Consider the following 25,148-nt stretch of genomic DNA (forward strand, 5'->3'; position numbering starts at 1 on the left):
TGCGGCCACCCAACCAAGTCGCACGACACAAAACAACTGTGGGAGCGAGCTTGCTCGCGATGACGGCTGGACATTCAACATCTCGGTTGACTGCCGCACCGCTATCGCGAGCACGCTCGCTCCCACAGGGGGATGTGCTTGAGAGAATGAATGAATCGCTTGGCAAACTCAGGATTCATCCAGGGCTTGCAACACCGGGCCTCACAGAAAATCGCAGGCACTAAACAACTGTAGGAGCGAGCTTGCTTGCGATGACGGCAGGAGACTCAACACCTCGGTTGATTGCCGCACCGCTATCGCGAGCAAGCTCGCTACCACAGGAAAGTTGTAGCAACTGCGCAATCAGCTCGGTAGATCCCCGTTGTATTTCACATTGTCAATGTAAATCGGGCCAACTGCGTGGGGGGCTGGTGGTGGCAACAGTCCAATAATCAACTGGACCTCATTCACTCCAGGTTTCATGGAATGTTGGTATTCAAAGTGTTTTTCCGGTTGGGACAACCAAAAAGGTACGGGCAATATGTAAATTGGAGTCGCTTGGGATGGGCCCCATCCGAAAAGAGTGCAATAAATAAGTGTCTGTTCTTTCTCGTCTTGCGGTTTGGGCATCGAAGCCTGCAAGGAAAAGTGGAACGCCCCCGGTCCCGCCAGGAAGCGTCCTGTATCGAGCATGACGGCCTCGTGTTTTCCCAATCTGATTTCAGCTTTGTAGCTCCCTTTGTACATCACAACTTTTGCGCTTCCGTCATTTTCGGTCACGCTCCAATGGGCAAAATTTCCAGTCTCGAAGTTTCCGTTGCTGATCAAATTACGTGACATGTGGGTGGTACTCCTGCCTGGGTGATTTGAAACTCGTTTTTAATCTGCGAGTTCTGCTTCATTAGGCGACTGAGTACAGAAACAGACTACTGTCAAATGTGACAGTGTCGATCAACGGCAGCCCAACAGGAAAACACTGTGGGAGCGAGCCTGCTCGCGATGACGGCAGGACATTCAACATCGCTGCTGACTGCCGCACCGCTATCGCGAGCAGGCACGCTCCCACAGGGGATGTGCTTGAAAAAGTGAATTAAACGCTCGGCAAACTCGGTGCCAGCACCGCCTCGCGTTTGCGATGGAACAGGAAGTACGCGCCATAGCACAGGGCGATAAAGCCGAAGCCCCAGTACAGGGATGGACGCTGGGTTTCGTCCAGGGCCAGGAACACGAACAGCGAGCAGCACAGGGTGATGCACATCAGCGGCAATACCGGGAACCACGGGGCGCGGTATTTCAAGTCGCTGAGTTTGCCGCCGTCACGCAGGTAGGCCTTACGGAACTTGTATTGAGCCAATGCGATGACCATCCAGGTCACGGTGCCTGACATGCCACTCACTGCCATCAGCACCATGAACAAGGTGTCGGCCGCGATGAAGCTGGTCAGCAGCGACACCAGCGCAAAGCACAGGGTGATGCTCAAGGCGCGCAACGGCACACCACGCTTGCTCAAAGGCGAAAGACTTTTCGGCGCCATGCCGGTTTTCGACATCGCCCAGAGGATGCGGGTCGAGGCGTAGAGGCCGGAGTTGCCCACCGACAGAATCGCCGTGAGGATCACGAAGTTCATCAGGTCAGCGGCATAGGGGATGCCGACCATGTCGAACACCTGCACAAACGGACTTTCCATCAGGCCCGCTTGCTGCCACGGCACGATGGCCGACAGCACGATAATCGCCAGCACATAGAAAATCAGCACGCGGAACACCACGTTGCGCACGGCGCGCGGGATGCTTTTTTCCGGCTGATCGGTTTCGCCAGCGGCCACGCCCATGATCTCGCAGCCCTGGAAGGCGTAGACCACGGTCATCATCACCGCGAACACGGCGGACAGGCCATTGGGGAACAGTGAGTCACCGATCAGGTTGTTCATCATCGGCGCAGGCGCACCGCTGCTCAGCGGCATCACGCCGAAGATCACCAGCACACCGACCACGATGAAACCGAGAATCGCCGCGACCTTGATCCCCGAGAACCAGTACTCGGCCTCACCGAAGGCGCGGGTCGCCATGGCGTTGATGCCGAACAGCACCACCACGAACAGCGCTGACCAGTACCAGATCGGCACCGCCGGGAACCAGCGCGTCATCAGCATGCCGGCAGCGGTGAACTCCAGGCCCACGGTGGTGGCCCAGCTCATCCAGTACACCCAGCCGATCATGAAACCGGTGGCCGGTCCGATGAATTGAGTGGCATGGGTCTGGAACGAGCCGGACACCGGCATCTGCACCGACAGCTCGCCCAGGCAGACCATCACCAGGTACATCAGGAAACCGGCGACCAGGTAGGCCAGAATCGCCCCCACCGGACCGCCCTGGTTGATGGTGACGCCGGAGCCCATGAACAGGCCGGTGCCGATCACGCCCCCCAGGGACAGCATAAAAATGTGCCGGCTTTTCAGGGCACGGGTCAGTTGGATGCCTTTACGGTCGATGTGTTCACTCATGTCGGCACCTCAGTAGTCAGTGAGGTGCGCAGCGCAGGACAGGATGTCGTGGCGCGGGGAAGGATCAGCTTTACGGCAATTCATTATTATTATCTCCAATAAGCTTCGAAGACCGCGCTGCGGCGGTTGCGTCGATTATTGGAAAGCCATGTAAGGTCGCGTTGTACGTATGGATCGAAGTTGTAGAAAGTCGTAACAATAATGTACGTCAGCTCTGCAACAAGCCTTTCAGCGTCTCCAGCGCGTGTTTGCAGTACTCATGAAGGGTTGGCGCCAACTGACCGATAGCCGACTGATCATTTTTCAGGGCCGCTTGTTCCAGTGATCTCAGAACGCCAGCCAAGGCACGAAAACCCAAAGAGTCGGCGCTTCCCGCCAAACGGTGGGCCAGATGTGCGATTTCAGTGAAGTCGTCGGCGTCAATCGCTTCGCGCAGCGCCTCATGGTGTTGCAGGATCGAGTCGCGCAACACCGCCAGCAGCCCCTGCACTTTCTGCTCGCCGAGCAAGTTGCGGTGTGTTTGCAGCAGTGGCCAGTCTATGGCGCCCTCTTCCAGCAGCGGTTTGGGTGTCATCAACTGCCCGCCCATGACCTTGCGCAGCGTGTCCAGATTCAGTGGCTTGGCCAGCACGCCATCCATACCGGCGTCCAGATACCCTCGAACCAGCGCCGGCTGCACACTGGCAGTCAGGGCGAAAATGCGCGCGGTACGATTCGGCCCATCGACGCTGCGGATCCGTTTGCATAATTCCACACCGGTCATGCCCGGCAGATGCACATCCAGCAGTATCAGATCGAACCTCTGCACGGCGCATTGCGCCAATGCCTGTTCAGCCTCTTCGGCCAGCCACACCTGGTGGCCGTCCCGTTGCAGCAACCCTTGGACCACTTCGCGATTGAGTGCCACGTCCTCAACCACCAGCACCTTCAATGCCGGCCCTGCCACCGTGATCGGTGGTTGCGCCGTGACGCCTGCAGCGGGTTGCAACGTCAACTCGAACCAGAAGCAACTGCCCCGCCCGACTTCACTGGTGACACCGATGCTGCCACCCATTTGCTCGACCAGGTGTTTGCAGATCGCCAGCCCCAACCCGGTGCCGCCGAAGCGCTGTGCCACTTCTTCGCTGGCCTGGGTGAAGCGCTCGAAAATCCTCGCCTGCATTGGCGGTGCGATGCCGATGCCGTTGTCGGTGACACTCACCCGCAGACGATCGCCGCCAGGCCCTCCGGGCTGCGCGAGCAACGCCACTTCGACACTGACCTCACCGCACTCGGTGAACTTGATGGCGTTGGCCAACAGGTTGCTCAAGACTTGTCGCAAGAATTGCTCGGCACCGTGGTGGTACTCGGCGATGCGCTGATCGACCCGACATTGCAGGATGGTGTCGTTATCCAGCGCCTTGGGCTCGAGCAGCGTCAGCACTTCATCGATCAATTGGCGAAGCGAGAAATCCACCGGTTCGGGCAGGCTCGCGCCCTCCTCCAGTTTGGCGAAAAACAGCACTTCATTGAGGATGGTCAGCAATCCCTCGCCCGCCTTGTGCAAGGCATCCAGGCGTTTGCTGTCCTGCGGATCGAGGCTGGCGCCGCGCAACAGCTCGGCCATGCCGAGGATACCGTTAAGGGGCGTGCGCAACTCATGACTCATGGTCGCCAGGAACCGTGACTTTGCCAGGTTGGCCGCTTCGGCTTCGTCCTTGGCGCGCATCAGGCTGGCGGTGCGTCGCTCGACCATTTTCAGCAATTCGTCGCGGTTGTCCTGCAAGGCCAGCCGATCGCTTTCCCGTCGGTCGATATCGCTGAGGATGGCCCGGCGCATGTCGTCGAGGGCGTGGGCCACGGTGTCGATTTCGTCTTTGTGGACACTGCGCCGCTTGTGCAGGCGCAGCGGCTCATGCCATTCGCCGGCTGCAATACGCCGGGCGAAATCGGCCATGACTTGCAGGTGCCGGGTGACCAAACGGTAAAACAGCCAGGACAGCGCAATCGCAAGACCACAGAGGAACGCCCCCATCCACAACAGGCTGGTCAACCCGGTGGCATACAGGCGCTGATACACCGCCCCCAGATCGGTGCTGACTTCCAGTTCGCCTAAATGCCGCAACGGGCCGGACGGCGGTTGGTAGTCCAGGGCAAAACGTTCGACGCGCAACGGCCCGAGCGGATCCGGATTGCCATGCAGCAGGTCGAAGTCCGTGCTTTTCAAATGCACCCGCGCGACATCGGAGAAGTCCACCAGGCCGCGCAACTGCACGTTCAATTGCTCCTGGTTCAAATCCCACAGGCTGCGCTCCAGGCTCGCCAGATAGCCGGCGCGGATCAGCTCCATGCGCGAGTCGATGTCGCGCATTTCCCGACGGTATTCGATGTACAACTGCACGGTACTGGCGAGCACTGTGAAACACAGGCTGAACAACAGAATGAAGAGCAGCAGACGCCGCAACAGGCCACCGGGACCCGGGCGCATCATTGTTCGTTCACCGGCAGGTTGATCATGTCGCGGTAGGTGACTTCGCTTTCATTGAGCAAGCGCTCGATGTCACCGGCATCGACCATGCGCTGCAGTTGCGCATTGATCTGCGGCATCTGACTGGCCAGCGGCGAGCGACGGGAAACCGCGACCCGCAGGTAGTCGACGCTCAACGCCTTGGGCAATGCGACGATGTCCTGGGCGCCCGCCAGGCTTTCGATATAGAGCTGGCCGGTACGGCGTTCCTGGGTGATGAAATCGATGCGCCCGCGAATCAGCTTGCCGAAGTTCTGGCGGCTGTCGGACACCCATTCGATGTTGTTGTTTTGCGCGACCATGCGATCAAATTCCACGCCGTAACTTTCACCGAACAGCAAGCCGCCACGGTAATGGGCCAGGTCTTCCAGGCGTTCGAATTGCACCGGGTGTTGGCGATTGATGAACAACGCGACCTCTTCTCGCAGCACCGGCACCGAGGAAAACAGCATGCTTTGTTCCCGTTGCGCGGTGCTGTAGGCCAGCACCACGTCGACCCGGCCTTCGGCGGCATCGAGCAGGCAGCGTTTCCAGTTGCCCAGCACCACGGTTTCGACGTCGTAGCCCAACTCACCGAACAGCTTTTTCACCACACTCGGCGCCAGGCCACGGACCTGCTTGCCGTCGCTCCAGGAAATCGGCGGGTACACCGGATAATCGCAGTAGCGGACTTTTTCCCCGGCTAGGGCATTGCCCGCCATCAGCGCCAACAGCAACCAGAGCGGTCGCCCCACGGCCGTCACGCCGCCAGGCTGGCAGTGAACAGGTAACCGGCGCCGTGGATGGTGATGATCAACTGCGGCTCGGCCGGATCGTCGTGCAGTTTGCGGCGCAATCGGCCGACCAGCACATCGATGGAGCGGTCGTTGGGCACCCATTCGCGGTTGCGGATCTGGTCCATCAATTGGTCGCGGCTCAGGGTGTGGCCGCTGTTGCGCAGGAACACGCTGAGCAGTTGGTACTCGCCGTGGGTCAGCAGGGTTTCGCTACCGGAGGGATCGATCAGGCGCCGGCGGTCGGTGTCCAGCGACCAGTCGGCAAACTGTTTGACCGGTTTGGCGACCGCCGCCACAGGCTGAGGCGTTTGCGCATGACGAACCCGGCGGATCAGGTTTTTCGCCCGGGACACCAGTTCCCGTGGGTTGAGAGGTTTGATCACGTAGTCATCGGCACCGCATTCCAGGCCGACGATGCGGTCGATTTCGTCATTGCGCCCGGTGATCAGGATGATCCCGACCTCCGAACGCACCCGCAGCTCACGGGTCAGGGTCAGGCCGTCCTTGCCGGGCAAGCGGATATCGAGCATGACCAGGTCCACGGCCTGGCTGGCCAGAAAGGTTTCAGCCAGTTCCGCCGTGGCGGCGCAATGAACCTCGTAACCCTCCTGGGACAGGTAGGCGTGCAACAGTTCGCGAATCAGCGGATCGTCATCGACGATCAGTACCCGTGGCGTCATGACTGGGTGTCCTGCCTGTGCCCGAAGGCGTATTTCTTATTAGAGTGTTTTTCTGCATCAGCGCCAGAGAGTAGCCATTGCTGAACAATCGATCAACAGCTGATCGTCTACACGCAACTTGTCTTGATACAGAACCGTTGGCGACCGCCGGCCTGCAAACCATCGACCCAGGCCTCGCAAATCTGGATGCCCTGCTCCGGGGTAAAAGTGCCGGGGTTGAGTCCGGACTCCAGCCACAGCCCGTCGAGCAAGGCGCTGAGGCTGATCGCGGCGAGATCGCCATCGAAGTTTTCCCAACCCTCCTCCTGTGCCAGCTCCATCAGTACCTTGCGCAGGATGGCGCGATACTCGCCGTAGGAATGGTCGTGGGCCTGGTTGATCGCCTCGGCGGTTTTCACCGCACCCCAGAATGCCAGCCAGGCATCAATGAGTTGCGGGTCGAGCAATTCGGCGGAAAACGAGCCGCGAAAAAACGCCGACAAGCGTTCGCGGGCGTTCGGAGCAGCCTGTTCCATGGCATCGCGCAGCAGGGTCATGACGCGCCCGGTGATCGCCATGTAGGCCTCGGCCACCAGTTCGTCCTTGCCGGAGTAATGATGACTGATCAGCCCCACCGAGACGCCGGCCTCGGCGGAAATCTTGCGGATCGACGCCCCCTGGAAACCGTGGCGCTTGAGGCACACCAGCGTCGCCTCGATCAGATTGGCCTTGCGTAACTCCGGTTCCATGCGGGAAAAACGGGCTTCCTGATTCATGGGTGACATGCTCCTGGATTCAATCATGGGGGCTCGCACGACGCCTGCAAGCTGAACGACTGTACAGCACGAGCCGGTCATGTCTCCAGTCTGGTGTGCGTCTGTGACCCTGAGGGAGCGTGGTTTGCCGGTGATGGCGTCATCCCCATCAACAGAACGTCTGGATCAATCCCGATACCCCGGTGCCACTCGCTCCAGCAAGCGCAACAACGCCGCCCAGGCCAATTGCATGGCATCCGGGTCGCTCAACTCACCTTCATCCAGCGGTCGGCCAGGGTCGTTGAACTGGCGCTCGGTGTGTTCACAGACCTCGGCCGGTGGCAGCACCAACTCACCCGCCGCCTGCGCGGCCAGTTGGATTTCGCAGGCTTTTTCCAGGTAGTACATGCGCAAAAACGCTTGCCCCACGGTTTCGCCAACGGTCAACAAGCCATGGTTGCGCAGCATCAGCACAGGCTTGTCGCCCAGGTCCTGCACCAGCCGTTGCTGCTCGCTCATGTCCAGCGCCACGCCTTCGTAGTCGTGGTAAGCGACCCGACCGTAGAACTCCATGGAAATCTGATTCACCGGCAACAGGCCGCACTTCAACGCGGCCACCGCGCAGCCGGACTTGGTGTGGGTATGCAGCACACATTGGGCATCTTCACGGGCGCCATGAATCGCGCTGTGAATCACGAAACCGGCCGGGTTCACCGGGAATGGCGACGGCTCGACGGCATGGCCATCGAGGTCGATTTTCACCAGATTGGAAGCCGTGATCTCATCGAACATCAACCCATAGGGATTGATCAGAAAATGATGTTCCGGGCCGGGAATACGCACCGAAATGTGGGTGAAAATCAGATCGGTCATGCGGTAATGCGCAATCAGGCGATAACAGGCGGCCAACTCTTCACGCAGGCGCTGTTCGGTAGCGCTGCGCGCAGGCGCGGCAGTCAGGTGAGTCGCGATTTCGTTCATTGTTTTAATTCTCCAGAAGGGGCGGCCGGGCAGACAGTAAGGCTGGACGTGCAAGGACGTCCAGCCACAGGCGGTTATTTACTGGCCCAGGCGTTGAAACGTTCTTCCAACTCTTCGCCATGGTCAACCCAGAAACCGACGTCCATCGACAACGCGCCTTTGAGGTTCTGTGGCGCGGTCGGTACCCATTGCGCCAGTTTGTCGTCCAGGCGAGCGGCGGCCTCGGTATTGGTCGGGCCATAGGGAATCTGTTTCACGTAATTGACCTGGGCATCCGGCTGGTTGGCGAAGGCGATAAAGCGCTTGGCCTGATCGACGTGTTTCGAACCCTTGATGATTGCCCAGTAGTCCATGCCGTACAGACTGCCAGGCCACACCAACCCCAGATGACTACCGGTTTGCGCGGCGGCAGCGATGCGTCCGCTGTAGGTCGAGGTCATCACCACATCGCCGGCCGTCAGCCATTGCGGTGGTTGGGCGCCGGCCTCCCACCATTGGATGTAGGGTTTGAGCTGGTTCAGTTTGGCGAATGCCCGGTCCACGCCTTGCGGGGTATTTAGCACTTTGTAGACGTCCTCGACTTTCACCCCGTCGGCCAGCAAGGCGAACTCCAGGTTGTACACCGCGCGTTTGCGCAAGCCGCGTTTGCCGGGGATTTTCTGCACGTCCCAGAAGTCCGCCCATGAGGTGGGGGCCTGGGCCAGTTTATCGGTGTCGTAGGCAATCGCCACGCTCCACACCAGAGCGGCCGAACCGCACTCCTGCGCAGCTTCGGGGATCAATTGATCGGCATGGCCCAGGCGGGTCCAGTCGAGGCGCTCATACATGCCCTCTTCGCAGCCTCGCATCAGGTCCGGACCTTCGATCTGCACCACGTCCCAATCGACGTTGCCGGTGTCGACCATGACTTTGATTTTGGCCATTTCACCGTTGTATTCGCTCTGGATCACCTTGCTTTGATCCACCACGCTGAACGGTTGGAAGAACGCCACATCCTGGGCTTTTTGTCCGGCGCCGCCGTAACCGACCACCACCATCTCCGATGCCGCCTGAGCGCTGCCCAGGCCCATGGCCATGGACAACACCAAGGGATAAAAACCGTGCTTGAGCGTTTGCGATTTCATCAGTGGTTCCTCGTGCAGGTGCCCGCCGAACTCAAGTCGGTGCGGCCCTTTTTTATTGTTGTGAGGTTCGCCCCAAGATGCGGGTGCCATTTCAAACTACTGCAACGTCCAGTAAAAAAACAAGTTGATTTTTTACTGCGGGTAAATTTCTATAGAGAAAAATAACAACACCAAAACCCAATGCCTCTGTAGGAGCGAGCCTGCTCGCGATGGACGTTAACGCTAACGCGTGTTGTCTGGATGAACGCGTCGTCCTCAAGTCCATCGCGAGCAGGCTCGCTCCTACAGGTCAGACTGCCCGGAGTACCCGCACCATGCCGAGCCCGACCCCTGCCTTCGCGCACCTGTTCGAACCCTTGCAGATCCGTGGCAAGCGCCTGAAAAACCGCATCATGTCCAGCGGTCACGACACCTCGATGCCCACCGACAACCTGGTCAACGAACAGTTGATCGCCTATCACCGGGCGCGGGCCGAGGGCGGTGTCGGGCTGATCGTGTTGCAGGTCGCCGGCGTGCATGACAGCGCGCGTTATACCTCCCATGTGCTGATGGCCACCGATGACGCCTGCATCGACGGCTACCGGAAAATCGCGCAAGCCTGCCACGCCCACGGCACCGTGGTGTTGTCCCAGGTGTTCCATCCGGGGCGGGAAATCATGGAGTCCAGCGATGGCTTGCTGGCCGTGGCCTACTCCGCCTCGGCGGTGCCCAACGAGCGTTTCCGGGTCATGCCGCGTGCGCTCGATCAGGGGATGATCGACGAGATCGTCGCCGGCTATGCCGCCGCTGCAAGGCGTCTGCATCAGGCCGGTATCGATGGCTTGGAAGTGGTCGCCAGCCACGGCTACCTGCCGGCGCAATTCATCAATCCACGGGTCAACCGCCGCACCGATGGCTACAACGGTGACCTGGAACAACGCCTGCGTTTCCTGCGTGAAGTGATTGCCGCCATTCGCGCCAGCACCGACGAACAGTTCATCGTCGGCCTGCGCATTTCCGCCGACGAGCGTGACCCCGAAGGGCTGACCGAAGACGAATCCCTGGCCGCCGTGCAATCGCTGCAAGCGCAGCTCGATTACGTACACATCGTCGCCGGCACCTCGGCCTCGCTCGGTGGCGCGGTGCATATTGTGCCGCCGATGGCGATTGAAGCCGCCTACCTGGCCAGGGAAGCTGGCACCTTCAAGGCGGGTTTGAACATCCCGTTGTTCGTCACCGGGCGCATCAACCAGCCCCAGGAGGCCGAACTGATCATTGCCCGTGGCCAGGCCGATGTCTGCGGCATGACCCGCGCCCTGATCTGCGACCCGCAAATGCCCAACAAGACCGACGCCGGCCGCGCTGAAGATGTACGCGCCTGCATCGCCTGCAATCAGGCGTGTATCGGCCACTTCCACAAGGGCTTGCCGATTTCCTGTATCCAGCACCCGGAAACCGGACGCGAACTGATCTTCGGCGAGCGTCGACCAGCCAGCACACGCAAACGCATCATGATTGCCGGCGGAGGCCCGGCCGGGATGAAAGCCGCGGCTGTCGCTGCCCAACGCGGGCATGAGGTGACGCTGTATGAAGCCAGCGCGCAACTGGGTGGCCAGGTGTTGCTGGCGCAATTGCTGCCACGGCGTAGCGAGTTCGGCGGCGCCAGCACCAATCTGCAACGGGAAATGGAACTGGCCGGGGTACGCGTGGTGCGCAACACCCGGGTCGATCGCGCCCTGGTCGAACGGGAAAAACCGGACATGGTGATCGTCGCCACTGGCGCCGAGCCTTACTGGCCGCTTTTCGAACGCGGTGGTGAATTGCAGGTGGTGGACGCCTGGCAGGTACTGCGCGACGTGGTGCAGATCGGCCGGTCGGTGGTGGTCATCGACTGGCGCTGCGACTGGATCGGCCCCGGCATTGCCGAGCGTCTGACCCGTGCCGGGCATCAGGTGCAACTGGCGGTCAACGGCACCCATTGCGGGGAAAACCTGCCGCTGTACGTACGTGATCAAATGGCCGGCGAGCTGCACAAACTGGGGATTGCCATCACCCCTTACGCGCGTTTGTACGGCTGCGATGACAACACCGTCTACCTGCAACACACCGCCAGCGGCGAGCCGATGCTGATGGAAAACATCGACACCCTGGTGCTGTGCCAGGGCCATCAGCCGGTGGACACCCTGGGTGCCGAACTGCAGGGGCTGGTTGAGTTCCGGCGCATTGGTGACTGCCTGGCGCCGCGAACGGCCGAAGAAGCGATTTATGAGGGCCTGAAAGTCGCGTGGGAGCTTTGAGGCTGTTTATACTCCGGGGCTTTGACGCTAAATGACTGCTCTTTGCAGGCGCGAGCACGCTCGCGATGGACGCTGACGATGACGCGCGTTTTCTGGATAAACGCGGTGTCTTGACGTTCATCGCGAGCAGGCTCGCTCCTACAGGGGGCGGAGCGTAGCCACCGGCTCGGAATCGACCATGAGCAACAGCACCACCCCACAACCCGCCACCGGCAGCGCCGAACCGCATTTTCTCGGCACGCGGATTCGTGGCCTGCGCAAACGCCGGGGCATGACCCTGGCGGAGCTGGCGCAACAAAGCGAGCTGACCGCCGGCTACATCAGCCAGCTGGAGCGCAACCTTGCCTACCCGTCGATTCCGGCGTTGTTCAATATCGCCCGCAGCCTGGGGGTGACCATCCAGTGGTTCTTCGCCAGCGAAGCGGTCACCGCGCCCGAAGATGACGGCATTGTCGTGCGCAAGAACAGTCGCCTGAGCGTGCACTACGAGGACGGCATCATTGACCAGTTACTGACGCCACAGCCCAGTCAGCACCTGGAAATGCTGCATTCGCGCTTCCCTCCCGGCACCTACAGCCAGCAAAGCTACAGCCACGACGGCGAAGAAGCGGGTTACCTGCTCTCGGGGCGTTTCGAGTTATGGGTCGGCGAGCGCTACTTCCAGCTCAACGAAGGCGACAGTTTCAGCTTCTCCAGCCAGGAGCCGCACCGCTACGGCAACCCCGGGGACGTCGATGCGGTGGTGATCTGGGTGATTACCCCGCCGACCTTCTAACGACGCCCGCGGCCACCCGGCTGCGCGACACTCACACGCTTGAGGGTGTCGCTCGGCAACTCCTTGAACAGCGCGCGATAGCTGCTGGAAAACCGCCCCAGATGCCAGAACGACCAGTGCATCGCCACTTCGGCGACGGTGGTTTGCGACGGCGTGCTGATCAGCAACTCCCGGCGGGCGCTGTTGAGGCGACGCAGGCGCAGCCATTGGGTCGGCGCCATGCCGGTGAACGTCTTGAACGCGTGCTGCAACTGGCGCAGTGAAACCCCCGCAACCTGGGACAGCTCAAGCAGATTGAGGTGTTCTTCCGGGGTATCCGCCGCCCATTCCCCTACCCGCTTCATGATCGCCCGCTCCCCCGCCCGGCGCTGCAAGGCGCCCTGGTCCAGGCACACGCAAGCGTTGTCGAGGATGAACAGGCAATCGTCAAGCAACTGCTGGGTCAGCGCCTCGCGGCTCGGCGGGTCGAAGGTCTGCGACAAGCGCGTCAGGGTGCCGCTGAGCCAGCGACTGAACAGCGCATTCTGCTGCGAATTGAGGGGTGCCATGAACAGCCCTTCGAGCCTGGCCACATCCAGCGCGTGGCGCTGCACGAACTCCGGCCCGAACACCACGGCGATTTCCTGGTAGTTCTCGGGGGTGATCCAGATGTTGCGGCTTTCACCATTGAGCACATACAGCGCGTTGTCGCTGCGATCGAAGCAGAACGCCAGCGAGCCTTGCGGCGCACTGAAATTCTGCTCGACCCGGGTGTTCATGTGTTCCTCGTAAATCTCCACGCCTTGCAGGTCGAGATAGCGCACCAGACCGGCGAAATGCCCCGGCGACATCTGTTGGTAATGCTGGACCCAACCGGGTGTGGCGCGGATTTGCTCGGCCACGTCGGCGGTGTTGAACGCTTGAACCTGTAACGGATTAAACACTGTCGTAGGGGCTGTCATGGTTGACCTGGCGCACTCTTTTGGTGCGCTTTGTGCTGCTTAAAGTGGATAGATGGAACGGCGAGGCTCGCCCAAGATAGTCGTCAACGCGCTACAGGGGAAGTGTCCGAAAGATGAAATCGGCTTCTCCTGGCGTTAATAAAACCAATAACGAGGTCTTTATGAATGTCCCTTTCGATCAGCTGTTCACTTGGCTGAAAGATCACAAGATTACCGAAGTCGAGTGCGTCGTCAGTGACCTGACCGGCATTGCACGCGGCAAAATCGCACCCACCAACAAGTTCCTGCATGAGCGAGGCATGCGCCTGCCGGAAAGTGTGCTGTTGCAAACGGTAACCGGGGACTTTGTCGACGACGACATCTACTACGACCTGCTCGACCCGGCCGATATCGACATGGTCTGCAAGCCGGTGTCCGACGCGGTGTACGTCGTGCCATGGGCCATCGAACCGACCGCCATCGTGATTCACGACACCTTCGACAAGTTCGGCAACCCGATCGAACTGTCGCCACGCAACGTGCTGAAGAAAGTCCTGCAGCTGTACACCGACAAGGGCTGGAAGCCGATCGTCGCGCCGGAAATGGAGTTCTACCTGACCCTGCGCTGCGAAGACCCGGACTTGCCACTCAAGGCACCGATGGGCCGCTCGGGACGCGCCGAAAGTGGTCGCCAGTCGTTCTCCATCGATGCCGCCAACGAATTCGACCCGTTGTTCGAAGACGTCTACGACTGGTGCGAATTGCAAGGACTGGACCTCGATACGCTGATCCACGAGGACGGCCCGGCGCAGATGGAAATCAACTTCCGTCACGGTGACGCCCTGGACCTGGCCGACCAGATCACGGTGTTCAAACGCACCCTGCGCGAAGCCGCGCTCAAGCACAACGTGGCGGCAACCTTCATGGCCAAGCCAATTGGCGATGAACCCGGCAGTGCCATGCACATTCACCAGAGCGTGGTGGAAATTGCCACCGGCAAGCCGATCTTCGCCGATGAAAACGGCAACATGAGTGAACTGTTCCTGCACCACATCGGTGGCTTGCAGAAATACATCCCGAAAGTGCTGCCGATGTTCGCCCCGAACGTCAACTCGTTCCGCCGCTTCCTGCCGGACACCTCGGCACCGGTGAACGTGGAATGGGGCGAAGAAAACCGCACCGTCGGCCTGCGCGTGCCGACCTCCAGCCCGGAGGCGATGCGCGTGGAAAACCGCTTGCCAGGCGCCGACGCCAACCCCTACCTGGCCATCGCCGCCAGTTTGCTGTGCGGTTTCCTCGGCATGGTCGAGGGCGTCGAACCAAGCGCCGGGGTTCAGGGCCGCGCCTATGAACGCCGCAACCTGCGCCTGCCGATCACCATCGAGGAAGCGCTGTCGCAGATGGAAGAGTGCGAAACCGTCGGCCGTTATCTGGGCAGCAAGTTCGTGCGGGGCTATGTCGCGGTCAAACGCGCCGAGCACGAAAACTTCAAGCGGGTCATCAGCTCCTGGGAGCGTGAATTCCTGATGCTCAGCGTCTGAGACCTGCTTCGCCCACACAGACCTCATCGCGAGCAGGCTCGCTCCCACATTTGAAACGCATTCCCCTGTGGGAGCGAGCCTGCTCGCGATGACGGCCGCCAGAACAATGAAGAAACGCCTGAAAATCCAATAATTCGAAGAGGTGTCGCTATGCGTCTATTGAAGTCCGTGGTTCCGGTCGCGCTAACTGTTTTGTTCAGCGCCGTGGCCCAGGCTCAGCCACAGGTCAGCGTCTACAACTGGACCGACTACATCGGCGAGACCACCCTCGCCGACTTCCAGGCCAAAACCGGGATCAAGGTGGTCTACGACGTTTTTGACTCTAACGAAACCCTGGAGGGCAAACTGCTCGCCGGGCGGACCGGGTATGACGTGGTGGTGCCGTCCAACCACTTCCTCGCCCGCCAGGTGAAGGCTGGCGCGTTCCTCAAGCTGGACCGCGAGCAACTGCCGAACTTCAAGAACCTCGACCCGAAACTGCTGGCGCTGCTCGAGAAAAACGATCCGGCTAACGCCCACTCGGTGCCGTACCTGTGGGGCACCAACGGCATCGGTTACAACGTCGACAAGGTCAAGCAGGTGCTGGGCATCGATCACATCGACTCCTGGGCCGTGCTGTTCGAACCGGAAAACATCAAGAAGCTCAGCCAGTGCGGCGTGTCGATCATGGACTCGGCGGATGAAGTGTTCCCGGCGGTGCTCAACTACATGGGCATGGACCCGCGCAGCGAAAACCCCGAGGACTTCAAGAAAGCCGAAGCCAAGCTGTTGAGCATCCGTCCGTACGTCACCTACTTCCACTCCTCCAAGTACGTGTCGGACCTGGCCAATGGCGACATTTGCGTCGCGTTCGGTTACTCGGGGGATGTGTTCCAGGCCGCCAACCGGGCCAAGGAAGCCAAGAACAACGTGAACATCGCTTACGCCATTCCCAAGGAAGGCGCCAACCTGTGGTTCGACCTGCTGGCGATCCCGGCCGACGCCAGTAACCCGAAACAAGCCCATGCCTTCATCAATTACCTGCTCGATCCACAGGTGATTGCCAAGGTCAGCGCCTCGGTCGGCTACGCCAACCCGAATCCGCCCGCCAAGCAGTACATGGATGCGGAGCTGGTGAACAATCCCGAGGTTTATCCCTCCCAGGCAGTGCTCGACAAACTGTACATTTCCACCACCCCTCCACAGTCGATCATGCGTCTGATGACCCGTTCCTGGAGCAAAGTGAAGTCCAATCAATGAACCAGTACACCCAGGAACACACGCTCTCCTACTACGCCGCTTCGGCCAGGGGCATGGCGCCCCGGCCCGAGCTGGCCGGGGACCTGGTCGCTGATGTCTGTGTGATTGGCGGCGGCTTCACCGGCGTCAACACCGCCATCGAACTGGCCCAGCGCGGGCTCTCGGTGATCCTGCTGGAAGCCCGGCGGATCGGCTGGGGCGCCAGCGGGCGCAACGGTGGCCAGTTGATTCGCGGGATCGGTCATGACGTCAGCGGTTTCGCCCGGCACATCGGTGCCGACGGCGTGCGCTATCTGGAGCAGGCCGGTGTCGAATCGGTGGCGCTCGTGGGCCAGCGTATCCGAGAGCATGGCATCGACTGCGACCTGCGCTGGGGCTTTTGCGAACTGGCCAACACCCCGGCGCAGTTCGCCGGCCTGAAAGCCGAATACGCTGGGCTGAAGGCGTCGGGTTACGCCCATGAAACCCGCCTGATCGAACCGGGGCAGATCCGTGAGCAGGTGGTGAACTCCGGTGTGTATGCCGGTGGTTTGGTCGACATGGGGTCGGGCCATTTGCACCCGCTGAACCTGGTGCTGGGCGAGGCGAAAGTCGCCGAGTCCCTGGGCGTGCGGATCTTCGAACAGAGCCCGGTGCTGGAGCTGATCCATGGCAGTACCGTGCAGGTGCGTTGTGCCGGCGGCACGGTGCGCGCCGGCAGTCTGGTACTGGCCTGCAACGCTCACCTGGAAGAGCTTGAGCCGAAACTCAGCGGCAAAGTGCTGCCGGCGGGCAGCTATATCATCGCCACCGAACCGTTGTCGGCAGCACTCGCCTCACAACTGATTCCGCAAAACCTGGCCCTGTGCGACCAGAAAGTGGGCCTGGATTATTATCGGTTATCCGCCGACCGGCGCCTGCTGTTCGGCGGTGCCTGTCATTATTCGGGGCGCGATCCCCGAGACATCTCGGCCTATATGCGTCCACAGATGCTCAAGGTCTTCCCGCAATTGGCGAATGTGCGTATCGACTATCAATGGGGCGGCATGATCGGCATCACCGCCAATCGCTTCCCGCAAGTCGGGCGCTTGAGCCAGCATCCCAATGTGTTCTACGCCCAGGGTTATTCCGGACATGGCCTGAACGTGACCCACTGGTGCGCCAGGTTGCTGGGTGAAGCGATTCACGCGGGTCACAGCCACGGCTTTGACGTGTTCAGCGCCGTGCCGCACATGACCTTCCCCGGCGGCCGCGTTCTGCGTTCGCCACTGCTGGCGCTCGGCATGTTGTGGTATCGCCTGCGTGAAGTACTGGGCTGAGGTTGGCCTCAAGAGATAGACCCATCCTGTGGCGAGCCCACTCGCCACCGGTATCTGGCTGAGCAATCAGCTTCATTCAGTCGTCAAATAGCCTTTCGATTTGCTCAATGGCCAGTCACTTCTATATTGAGGAGGTGCTCATTCATTCCTGCCTCCTGTCGAGCTTGGCCAATGGCGACGACTGCCCCACTGATCATTTGCGAGCACTGCGACTGTGTGTACGAGAAAGTCACGCTCGCCAAACACCAGAAAACCCTGTGCACACGCTGCGGCGGGGTGCTGCAGCGCTATGACGGCTTGACGCTCCAGCAGCGTCTGGCATTGACCCTGACCGCGCTGATGCTGTGGATTTTCGCCAATTTCTACCCGGTCATGAGCATCAGTCTCAAGGGCCTGAAAAACAGCGCGACGCTCTGGGATTCGGTATTGGCCCTGAGTCTGGGGCCCATCACGTTCATCGCCATGGTGGCGGCCATCGCCATGATCATCGCGCCGATCTTTCAGCTGTTTCTGCTGATCTGGGTCCTCGGTTTCGCCCTCGCCGGCCGACGCTCGCCCGCTTTCAAGTTTTGCATGCGCTGGCTCGAAACCCTGCGGCCCTGGAGCATGCTGGAAGTCTGCCTGTTGGGGGCAATGGTCGCGGTGATCAAACTCGCCGGTTTTCTCGATGTGTTGCCGGGGATCGGCCTGTTTGCCCTGGCCATTCTCAGCCTGCTGATGATCCGTATTGCCGGGCGCGACATTCGCGAACTCTGGGACATCCTATGACAACGCCTCCGGTGGCCCGTGAACTCGGCTTGTGCCTGTGTCACAGCTGCGGGCTGGCCTGCGACATGACCCACGAGCCCCACGAATGCGAGCGCTGCGGCGCCCCGCTGCACCGGCGCAAAACCAATTCGCTGACCCGCACCTGGGCCTACCTGGTCACCGCCCTGGTGTTTTACATCCCGGCCAATTTGCTACCGGTGATGAACACCAAAATGGTCGGCCATGGCGCCGACAGCACCATCATGAGTGGCGTGCTGGAGTTCTGGGAGGCCGGTGCCTGGGACATCGCCCTGATCATTTTTATCGCCAGCATCGCGGTGCCTGGCGTCAAGTTCGTGGCCATTACGTTATTGCTGGTGACGGTGAAACGCGACAGCCAATGGGCACGCAAGGAACGATCACAGCTGTACCGCTTCGTCGAGGTCATTGGTTACTGGTCCATGCTCGACGTGATAGTGGTGGCCCTGGTGGCCTCGCTCGTGAAGTTTCAAGCCCTGGCCGATATCGAGCCACGGCCCGGCATTCTGTTCTTTGGCCTAGTGGTGGTGTTCACCATGCTGTCGGCGATGAGTTTCGATCCGCGTCTGATCTGGGATGAAAAACCGCAAGCCCCACACAATGAGGAGGTCACGGATGAAGCAACTAGCCACTGAAGGGGCACAGGTGCCTGGGCCGGCGCCGATCAAGACCCGCCGTTTCAACGTATCGCTGGTCTGGATCGTGCCGATTGTCGCGGTGTTGGTGGGCATTTCCCTGGTGGTGCACAGCATCCTGCAGGAAGGGCCGACCATCACCATCACCTTCAAGACCGGTGACGGCCTGACGGCGAACAAGACCGAGGTCAAATACCGCAACGTGGTGATCGGTCAAGTCTCGGACGTGGAACTGAGCAACGACCAGAAAAGCGTCAATGCGACCGTCAAACTGGCCAAGCAGGCGGAGAGTTTTACCCGCGAAGACTCAAAATTCTGGGTAGTACGCCCGCGTATCGGCGCCGGCGGGGTGTCGGGCATCGATACCCTGTTGTCCGGGGATTACATTGGCGCCGATATCGGCCTGGCCAATGCCAGGGCGAAAAATTTCAAGGGCCTGGAAAACCCGCCCCCCATCACCTACGGCGAACCGGGCAAACGCTTCACCCTGCATACGCAGGACCTGGGGTCGCTGGATATCGGCTCTCCGGTGTACTACCGCAAGATCCCGGTCGGCCAGGTCGTGGCCTATGCGCTGGACCCTGACGGCAAGGGGGTGAACATCGACCTGTTCATCCACGCCCCCAATGATCAATACGTCACCGAGAACACCCGTTTCTGGAATGCCAGTGGCGTCGATGTGAACGTCGGCGCCAACGGCTTCGCGGTCAAGACCGAATCCTTGTCTGCCTTGCTGGTCGGCGGCATTGCCTTCCGTGCGCCGGAATACAGTCCCAACGACAAGCCGGCCGCGGAGGAATATACCTATGAATTATTCGAGGACCAGCAAACCGCCCTGGCCCCACCCAATGGCAAGGCGCAATACCTCGCCCTGCGCTTCGATCAGGCTTTGCGCGGGCTCAAGGTTGATGCTCCGGTCGAATTCCAGGGCGTGGAGATTGGCAAGGTGGTCGGAGTCAATCTCGATTTCGACGCGCAAAAACGCAGTTTCCCGGTCAACGTCGGGATCGTGATCTATCCACAACGCCTGGGTCAGGCTCATCAGAAAATGCTCAAGGCCCTGAATCATGACCCCAACGATGAAGCCGGCGGTGTGCGGCTGATAGGTTCCTTCATCGAAAACGGCCTGCGCGCCCAGGCTCGCACCGGCAATCTGTTGACCGGCCAGTTGTACATCGCCCTGGACTTCTACCCGAAAGCGGAAAAAGTCACCTTCGATGCCAATATGCGCCCGGTCATGATTCCTACGATTCCTGGCAACCTCGAACAACTGCAGGAAAAACTCGAAGCCATGGTCGCCAAGATCAATCAACTGCCGATCGAGCGCATTGCCAGCAATCTCGACAGCAACCTGGTCGAATTGCGCAAAAGCCTGGGGCAGTTCAACGCCAAGACCTTGCCTGGGGTGCATAACACGCTTACGGACGTGAGCAAGACCCTGCAAACAGCCAACTCGACGCTTCAATCGGCCCATTCCACCCTGGCCGATGATTCGCCACAACGGGAAAAACTGGACCAGACCCTGAACGAACTCGGGCGCACATCCCGTTCATTGCGTGATCTGGCGGACTACCTGGGACGGCATCCGGAATCCCTGATTCGCGGTCGCCCCGACAACGCCGCGCCGATGGATCTGCAAGGACCACCGAGCAAATGACCAGAGGAGCCTCACCCATGGTTTTTCCGCTGAAGATGACGTTGATCGCAGCGTTGGCAGTGCTCGCCGCCTGCCGCAGCGATCCGATACAGTTCCACACCCTGACCCCGGCCCAACTGAGCAGTCCGGGATCAACGACAGATATCCGGATTGAAAGCCTGATCGTCCCGCCCCAGGTCGATCGTCCACAGATCGTCGTGCGCGAGGGCAATACGGGCATGGCGATCCTCGAAACCCAGTGGTGGGGGGCGAGCCTGGTGGATGAGTTGCGCAGTGCCCTGCTCGATCAGATGGTCAACAGTAATCCGCAACGCAAACTCTCGGTGCGCCTGGAAGTACAGCGTTTTGATTCGATCCCCGGCCAATACGGACTCCTTGATGTGAAATGGCGCCTGCGCAACGGCGAGGAGATTCTGATGACCTGTCGCAGTACGTTGCAGACCCCTTCCGGGCCATCCATCGATGAACTGGTGGCGGCACAACAGAACAACGTTAAACGCCTCGCTGCGCTGATCAGCCAGGCCGCCTCGGGCACGCGCTCGAGTTGTCCGTCAGCCTGATCACCTTGCACAGGCTCGGCGCTCAACGGTGACGGGATCGCCGTTGAGCCGGTTGATCTCCGTTCAGTTCTACTGCGCGTTATGCCCCAGTAAAAGATAAGTGTTACCAATAACCCACTAAGTTATCCGCTTGAGCATCGTTGCGTTTTTTTCACATTCATTTCACCCCCCCGACACCTGCACGGATTTAGTTTTCACCGCGACTAAATCGCCCTCTTGGTTATGAGGCACTCATTCTGCGCAGTTTGAATCCTGTTATTAACAGCACATTCAAATGCGCCTCCGCAGGTAGAAAGAACTTGATCAACAGCTTTTCGCACAAAGGATCGCAGCCCCCCGTTCAGGCAAAGCGCCTGCTCAAATCGTTGCTGACGCTCGGTGGTGTGCTGTTGGTTGCCGCGCTGGTGACCGGCTTTGTCTGGTGGCAAAAATCCCCGGTCAATCTGGTGGACGCCGGAACGCAAATCAGGGCTCAACTGTTGCAGGAATGGGCAGCTGGTGAGGTGGTCGTCCTGGTGCGCCATGCTGAACGCTGTGACCGCTCAACCAACCCTTGCCTGGGGCCGCCTGACGGCATCACCCGCCTGGGCAGTGAAGCGGCCAAGGCCGTCGGGCAAGGCTTTCTGGGCCTGGGGATGACGCAGGCCGATGTCCTTTCCAGCCCGCTGACCCGCACGATGCAAACCGCCTATTACATGTTTGGCAAAGACGCGCAGGCCCAGGATTGGCTAGCCACTTGTGGCAGTACCCTGCGCAATGACGTCGTGGCGCACAAGCGTGCCGGACACAATCTGGTACTGGTAACGCACAGCGGATGCATCAGCGATTTTGAAGCCCAGACCGGCTTTAAACATGCCGCAACCAGTGAATATGGCAGTTCATTGTTCGTGCACATCGCGAACGATGGAGAGCTTCAGATAGTCGGCATTGTCAAGGCAGAAGACTGGCACTTGCTGTCTAATCAAAAACACTGAAACAACAATCAGGCTTAGTTGCACGGGTGAGTGCACTCCCCTTTATTGAGTTTTCGCTGAAACTAAATGACACGTAATAAATTCTGCACCGTCGGCCAACAACCTGAAACTGCCCATACTTGCAGGCAACTTCCGAGTACCAAGGACGAGCAATGACGCACCACCCTTCCTTACCCCGATCTGTTGACGGCTTGCCCCGTAATGCCTCCCGGCCAATGCTTTTCAGTGAGCGCTGGATCCTGTGTGCCCTGGCTGTGGCGTTCGTGGCGTTCTACCTGCTGCCACTGATGTCCCATGGCTTGTGGATTCCCGACGAAACCCGCTATGCCCAGATCAGCCAGGAAATGTTGCTGAGCGGTAATTGGGTCTCACCGCACTTCATGGGTATCCGTTACTTCGAAAAACCCATTGCCGGTTACTGGATGATCGCCATCGGGCAGGCGGTGTTTGGCGACAACCTGTTCGGGGTGCGGATCGCGTCGGCGTTGAGTACCGGCCTGAGCGTCTGGCTGGTTTACCTGATCAGCCGCCGTTTCTGGAACGATCCGCGCAAAAGTTTTGCGTGCGCGCTGTTTTACATGAGTTTCGGGCTGATCGCCGGCCAGGCCGGCTACGCCAACCTGGACCCGCAGTTTACGCTCTGGGTCAACTTGAGCCTGGTCATGCTGTGGTTCGCCATCGACAGTCGCACGAGCCGTGGTCGGCTGGGGGCCTGGGCATTGCTGGGCTTTGCCTGTGGCATGGGCTTCATGACCAAGGGGTTTCTCGCCTGGTTGTTGCCGGCGCTGATCGCCCTGCCCTATATGCTCTGGCAGCGCCGTTTCAAGGAAATGTTGGGCTATGGCTCACTGGCGGTGCTCGTTGCGATCATCGTGTGCCTGCCATGGGTGCTTGCCATCCACCACCAAGAACCGGATTTCTGGAACTTCTTCTTCTGGAACGAACACGTGCGCCGGTTCGCCGCCGATAACGCACAACACGCTCGTCCCTGGTGGTTCTACCTGCCAATGATGGTGGTTTCGAGTCTGCCGTGGGCTGCGATGTTGCCAACGACTTTCATCGAGGCCTGGAAGAACAAACGCCAACCGGTCTTTGCTTTTCTCCTGCTCTGGCTATTGTTGCCATTGGCCGTGTTCAGCATGAGCAGCGGCAAGCTGCCGACCTACATCATGCCGTGCCTGTTGCCGCTGGCAGTGTTGATGGGACATGCCGTGACCGAGTTGCTGGCCCATGCGCGAGGCCGGACGATTCGCATCAACGGCTGGCTCAATGTCGTCATAGCCACTGGCGCCTTGCTGGCGTTGCTCTACCTGCAGGCGACCAGGGAAATCTACGCAAATACCGAGATGTTCAGCCTGTCCATGGTGTACATCGTGCTGGTTGGCTGGATCATCGCCAACGCCTTGCAGATCTTGCGCCCCCTGGAGCTTTGGGCGATGCCGGCACTTGGCATCTGGCTGCTGGTCGCGCTGCTGCCTGCCGCCATGCCGAGCCAGATTGTCGACAGCAAAATGCCCGACCGGTTTATCGCCGAGCACCTGGAAAGCCTGAAGCAGACCACGTCATTACTCAGCAATGACCTGGGTGCGGCCTCGGCGCTGTCCTGGCTGATGAAACGCCCACAGGTCGATCTCTACAACATCACCGGCGAGTTGAAATACGGCCTCAGCGACCCGGCCATGGCTTCGCGCAAGGTGACCAAGGAAAACGTCGGGCAGTGGATGACCGAGGCACGCAAAAAGGGTTCGGTCGGCGTGGTGATGCGGGTCAACAGTGTCGATGAAATTCAGGAAGTCGAATTACTGCCCATCGACGGCCAGCGTTTTCAACGCGGCAACCTGGAAGTGCTGATCTTCCCGCAAAGCCGGCCCTGACGGCGATTGATGTAAAAAACCGAGACCCTCGACGGGTTCTCGGTTTTTTTTTGCGTCAGGGCTGCATTGGTTTTTCGGGGCCAGGGCAACGCTGCGCGAGTCCTTTGCGCAAAAGCCCGTGCTTGAGCCGTTACCGGCCTTCGCAGAAGCGTTAAATGACAGGAATTAACGATTTTTTTGACGTTTTTTTCTCATTCTCCGCACTACATTCGCCCGCCAAACATGCAAATGATTCCTATTGAACTACACTGAGCGACGCCCTATCCTCGTCAACTCTACGTGTTCGATTCTTAAAAGCCGGAGCTGCCACCGCATGATTTCCCGTTTGCCGTCATTCCTGAAAAAAGCCCTGCTGGCCACCGCCCTGGTGAGTGCCGGCCACGTGTATGCAGCCGACAGCGTCGGTATTGTGGTTTATAACGCGCAGCACGAAGGCCTGACCAAGGCGTGGGTCGAAGGTTTTACCCAGGAAACCGGTATTCCCGTCACCTTGCGTAACGGTGATGACACCGAGATGGGCAATCAGATCGTGCAGGAAGGCGCCGCGTCGCCAGCCGATGTGTTCCTGACTGAAAACTCTCCAGCCATGGTCCTGGTCGATAACGCGGGTCTGTTCGCCCCCGTCGACAAAACCACCCTGGAGCAAGTCGACTCCGCTTACCGCCCGGCCCACGGCAAATGGGTCGGCATCGCCGCACGCTCCACCGTATTCGTCTACAACCCGAGCAAGCTGCCGGAAACACAACTGCCGAAATCGATCATGGACCTCGCTGCGCCAGCCTGGAAAGGCCGCTGGGCCGCATCGCCGGGCGGTGCCGACTTCCAGGCCATCGTCGCCGCCATCCTGGAGCAGAAAGGTGAAGCCGCGACCCTTGAATGGCTCAAGGCAATGAAAACCAACTTCACCGCCTACCGGGGCAACAGCTCGGTGCTCAAGGCGGTCAATGCCGGGCAGATCGACAGCGGCGTGATCTACCACTATTACAGTCTGGTCGATCAATCCAAGACCGGTGAGAACAGCCAGAACACCGCCCTGCACTACTTCAAACACAAGGATCCGGGTGCCTTTGTCAGCATCTCGGGCGGCGGCGTCCTCGCCTCCAGCCAACATAAGGAACAAGCCCAGGCATTCCTCAAGTACGTGACGGGCAAGGAAGGCCAGGACACGCTCAAGAACGGCAATTCGTTTGAATACGCCGTGGGCAAGAATGCTCAATCCAACCCAAAACTGGTGCCTTTGCAGCAGCTTGACGCGCCAACTGTCGATGCTTCCAAACTCGACAGCAAGAAAGCCGTGGAGCTCATGACTCAGGCCGGACTACTTTAATTG

At 59.8% G+C, this 25,148-nt stretch carries 21 protein-coding genes; 12 read left to right on the forward strand and 9 right to left on the reverse strand.

Going from position 1 to position 25,148, the window contains the following annotated elements:
* Positions 1-342: 342 nt before the first annotated feature.
* The 8 genes from BLV61_RS01080 to BLV61_RS01115 all read right to left on the reverse strand — a co-directional run bounded on the left by BLV61_RS01080 (position 343) and on the right by BLV61_RS01115 (position 9,283).
* Positions 343-819 carry a carbohydrate binding domain-containing protein gene (locus BLV61_RS01080; RefSeq protein WP_090461910.1) on the reverse strand — a complete coding sequence of 159 codons (477 nt, stop codon included), beginning with the start codon at positions 817-819 and terminating at the stop codon, positions 343-345.
* A gap of 250 nt (positions 820-1,069) precedes the next feature.
* Entirely contained in the window at positions 1,070-2,482 is a 1,413-nt protein-coding gene (locus tag BLV61_RS01085; protein ID WP_090461912.1) for an amino acid permease, read from the reverse strand.
* Between the two features lie 208 nt (positions 2,483-2,690).
* Positions 2,691-4,952: an ATP-binding protein gene (locus tag BLV61_RS01090; RefSeq protein ID WP_090461914.1), complete on the reverse strand. Its 2,262-nt coding sequence runs from the start codon at positions 4,950-4,952 to the stop codon at positions 2,691-2,693.
* Positions 4,949-5,722, reverse strand: coding sequence for a substrate-binding periplasmic protein (locus BLV61_RS01095; RefSeq protein WP_090469659.1), 774 nt, complete (start codon positions 5,720-5,722; stop codon positions 4,949-4,951). Before BLV61_RS01095 ends, BLV61_RS01090 begins: the two co-directional genes overlap by 4 nt.
* A gap of 5 nt (positions 5,723-5,727) precedes the next feature.
* A complete protein-coding gene (locus tag BLV61_RS01100) occupies positions 5,728-6,444 on the reverse strand; it encodes a response regulator (RefSeq protein WP_047529264.1) in 717 nt (238 codons plus the stop codon).
* Between the two features lie 107 nt (positions 6,445-6,551).
* Positions 6,552-7,199: a TetR family transcriptional regulator C-terminal domain-containing protein gene (locus tag BLV61_RS01105; RefSeq protein WP_047529266.1), complete on the reverse strand. Its 648-nt coding sequence runs from the start codon at positions 7,197-7,199 to the stop codon at positions 6,552-6,554.
* A gap of 165 nt (positions 7,200-7,364) precedes the next feature.
* The gene (locus tag BLV61_RS01110; RefSeq protein WP_090461916.1) at positions 7,365-8,159 is read right to left on the reverse strand and encodes a class II aldolase/adducin family protein; all 795 of its coding nucleotides are present in this window, start codon (positions 8,157-8,159) and stop codon (positions 7,365-7,367) included.
* A 74-nt stretch (positions 8,160-8,233) separates the two neighbouring features.
* Complete coding sequence (locus tag BLV61_RS01115; protein ID WP_090461918.1) at positions 8,234-9,283, reverse strand: ABC transporter substrate-binding protein; 1,050 nt, start codon at positions 9,281-9,283, stop codon at positions 8,234-8,236.
* A 314-nt stretch (positions 9,284-9,597) separates the two neighbouring features.
* Between BLV61_RS01115 and BLV61_RS01120 the strand changes: the two genes are divergently transcribed.
* Together BLV61_RS01120 and BLV61_RS01125 are read left to right on the forward strand one after the other, a co-directional pair.
* Entirely contained in the window at positions 9,598-11,559 is a 1,962-nt protein-coding gene (locus BLV61_RS01120) for an oxidoreductase (RefSeq protein ID WP_090461920.1), read from the forward strand.
* Positions 11,560-11,737: 178 nt separating this feature from the next.
* Entirely contained in the window at positions 11,738-12,334 is a 597-nt protein-coding gene (locus BLV61_RS01125) for a helix-turn-helix domain-containing protein (protein WP_047529274.1), read from the forward strand.
* On the opposite strand, the gene BLV61_RS01130 is transcribed toward BLV61_RS01125, so the two are convergent.
* Positions 12,331-13,275: a helix-turn-helix domain-containing protein gene (locus BLV61_RS01130; RefSeq protein WP_047529276.1), complete on the reverse strand. Its 945-nt coding sequence runs from the start codon at positions 13,273-13,275 to the stop codon at positions 12,331-12,333. The genes BLV61_RS01125 and BLV61_RS01130 overlap by 4 nt on opposite strands.
* Positions 13,276-13,436: 161 nt before the next feature.
* On the opposite strand from BLV61_RS01130, the gene BLV61_RS01135 reads away from it, so the two are divergent.
* The 10 genes from BLV61_RS01135 (at position 13,437) to BLV61_RS01180 (ending at position 25,145) form a co-directional block, all read left to right on the forward strand.
* The gene (locus BLV61_RS01135) at positions 13,437-14,795 is read left to right on the forward strand and encodes a glutamine synthetase family protein (protein WP_090461923.1); all 1,359 of its coding nucleotides are present in this window, start codon (positions 13,437-13,439) and stop codon (positions 14,793-14,795) included.
* Between the two features lie 150 nt (positions 14,796-14,945).
* Positions 14,946-16,034: a polyamine ABC transporter substrate-binding protein gene (locus BLV61_RS01140; RefSeq protein WP_047529279.1), complete on the forward strand. Its 1,089-nt coding sequence runs from the start codon at positions 14,946-14,948 to the stop codon at positions 16,032-16,034.
* Positions 16,031-17,332, forward strand: coding sequence for an NAD(P)/FAD-dependent oxidoreductase (locus BLV61_RS01145; protein ID WP_090461925.1), 1,302 nt, complete (start codon positions 16,031-16,033; stop codon positions 17,330-17,332). The genes BLV61_RS01140 and BLV61_RS01145 overlap by 4 nt, the downstream gene beginning before the upstream one ends.
* 171 nt (positions 17,333-17,503) lie before the next feature.
* Entirely contained in the window at positions 17,504-18,100 is a 597-nt protein-coding gene (locus tag BLV61_RS01150; protein ID WP_090461927.1) for a paraquat-inducible protein A, read from the forward strand.
* Complete coding sequence (locus tag BLV61_RS01155; protein ID WP_090461929.1) at positions 18,097-18,753, forward strand: paraquat-inducible protein A; 657 nt, start codon at positions 18,097-18,099, stop codon at positions 18,751-18,753. The genes BLV61_RS01150 and BLV61_RS01155 overlap by 4 nt, the downstream gene beginning before the upstream one ends.
* Positions 18,734-20,410 carry a PqiB family protein gene (locus BLV61_RS01160; protein WP_090461931.1) on the forward strand — a complete coding sequence of 559 codons (1,677 nt, stop codon included), beginning with the start codon at positions 18,734-18,736 and terminating at the stop codon, positions 20,408-20,410. The genes BLV61_RS01155 and BLV61_RS01160 overlap by 20 nt, the downstream gene beginning before the upstream one ends.
* Before the next feature lie 17 nt (positions 20,411-20,427).
* Positions 20,428-20,970: a PqiC family protein gene (locus BLV61_RS01165; protein WP_090461933.1), complete on the forward strand. Its 543-nt coding sequence runs from the start codon at positions 20,428-20,430 to the stop codon at positions 20,968-20,970.
* Between the two features lie 299 nt (positions 20,971-21,269).
* Entirely contained in the window at positions 21,270-21,944 is a 675-nt protein-coding gene (pmrG, locus tag BLV61_RS01170; protein ID WP_425272094.1) for a lipopolysaccharide core heptose(II)-phosphate phosphatase PmrG, read from the forward strand.
* Positions 21,945-22,159: 215 nt separating this feature from the next.
* Positions 22,160-23,818, forward strand: coding sequence for a lipid IV(A) 4-amino-4-deoxy-L-arabinosyltransferase (gene arnT, locus BLV61_RS01175; RefSeq protein WP_244159768.1), 1,659 nt, complete (start codon positions 22,160-22,162; stop codon positions 23,816-23,818).
* A gap of 313 nt (positions 23,819-24,131) precedes the next feature.
* Positions 24,132-25,145, forward strand: a complete 1,014-nt coding sequence (locus BLV61_RS01180) for an iron ABC transporter substrate-binding protein (RefSeq protein WP_090461937.1) — start codon at positions 24,132-24,134, stop codon at positions 25,143-25,145.
* Positions 25,146-25,148: the final 3 nt, after the last annotated feature.

It is taken from the genome of Pseudomonas mohnii, from assembly GCF_900105115.1.
GTDB classification, from domain to species: domain Bacteria; phylum Pseudomonadota; class Gammaproteobacteria; order Pseudomonadales; family Pseudomonadaceae; genus Aquipseudomonas; species Aquipseudomonas mohnii.

Excerpts from the sequence above, each read along its gene's own strand:
- BLV61_RS01125 (WP_047529274.1), top strand. The coding sequence starts at position 11,738 with ATGAGCAACAGCACCACCCCACAACCCGCCACCGGCAGCGCCGAACCG.
- BLV61_RS01115 (WP_090461918.1), bottom strand. The coding sequence starts at position 9,283 with ATGAAATCGCAAACGCTCAAGCACGGTTTTTATCCCTTGGTGTTGTCC.
- BLV61_RS01155 (WP_090461929.1), top strand. The coding sequence starts at position 18,097 with ATGACAACGCCTCCGGTGGCCCGTGAACTCGGCTTGTGCCTGTGTCAC.
- BLV61_RS01150 (WP_090461927.1), top strand. The coding sequence starts at position 17,504 with ATGGCGACGACTGCCCCACTGATCATTTGCGAGCACTGCGACTGTGTG.
- BLV61_RS01110 (WP_090461916.1), bottom strand. The coding sequence starts at position 8,159 with ATGAACGAAATCGCGACTCACCTGACTGCCGCGCCTGCGCGCAGCGCT.
- BLV61_RS01105 (WP_047529266.1), bottom strand. The coding sequence starts at position 7,199 with ATGAATCAGGAAGCCCGTTTTTCCCGCATGGAACCGGAGTTACGCAAG.
- BLV61_RS01140 (WP_047529279.1), top strand. The coding sequence starts at position 14,946 with ATGCGTCTATTGAAGTCCGTGGTTCCGGTCGCGCTAACTGTTTTGTTC.
- BLV61_RS01090 (WP_090461914.1), bottom strand. The coding sequence starts at position 4,952 with ATGATGCGCCCGGGTCCCGGTGGCCTGTTGCGGCGTCTGCTGCTCTTC.
- arnT (WP_244159768.1), top strand. The coding sequence starts at position 22,160 with ATGCTTTTCAGTGAGCGCTGGATCCTGTGTGCCCTGGCTGTGGCGTTC.
- BLV61_RS01165 (WP_090461933.1), top strand. The coding sequence starts at position 20,428 with ATGGTTTTTCCGCTGAAGATGACGTTGATCGCAGCGTTGGCAGTGCTC.
- BLV61_RS01160 (WP_090461931.1), top strand. The coding sequence starts at position 18,734 with ATGAAGCAACTAGCCACTGAAGGGGCACAGGTGCCTGGGCCGGCGCCG.
- BLV61_RS01135 (WP_090461923.1), top strand. The coding sequence starts at position 13,437 with ATGAATGTCCCTTTCGATCAGCTGTTCACTTGGCTGAAAGATCACAAG.
- BLV61_RS01130 (WP_047529276.1), bottom strand. The coding sequence starts at position 13,275 with ATGACAGCCCCTACGACAGTGTTTAATCCGTTACAGGTTCAAGCGTTC.
- BLV61_RS01145 (WP_090461925.1), top strand. The coding sequence starts at position 16,031 with ATGAACCAGTACACCCAGGAACACACGCTCTCCTACTACGCCGCTTCG.
- BLV61_RS01180 (WP_090461937.1), top strand. The coding sequence starts at position 24,132 with ATGATTTCCCGTTTGCCGTCATTCCTGAAAAAAGCCCTGCTGGCCACC.
- BLV61_RS01120 (WP_090461920.1), top strand. The coding sequence starts at position 9,598 with ATGCCGAGCCCGACCCCTGCCTTCGCGCACCTGTTCGAACCCTTGCAG.
- BLV61_RS01085 (WP_090461912.1), bottom strand. The coding sequence starts at position 2,482 with ATGAGTGAACACATCGACCGTAAAGGCATCCAACTGACCCGTGCCCTG.
- BLV61_RS01080 (WP_090461910.1), bottom strand. The coding sequence starts at position 819 with ATGTCACGTAATTTGATCAGCAACGGAAACTTCGAGACTGGAAATTTT.
- BLV61_RS01100 (WP_047529264.1), bottom strand. The coding sequence starts at position 6,444 with ATGACGCCACGGGTACTGATCGTCGATGACGATCCGCTGATTCGCGAA.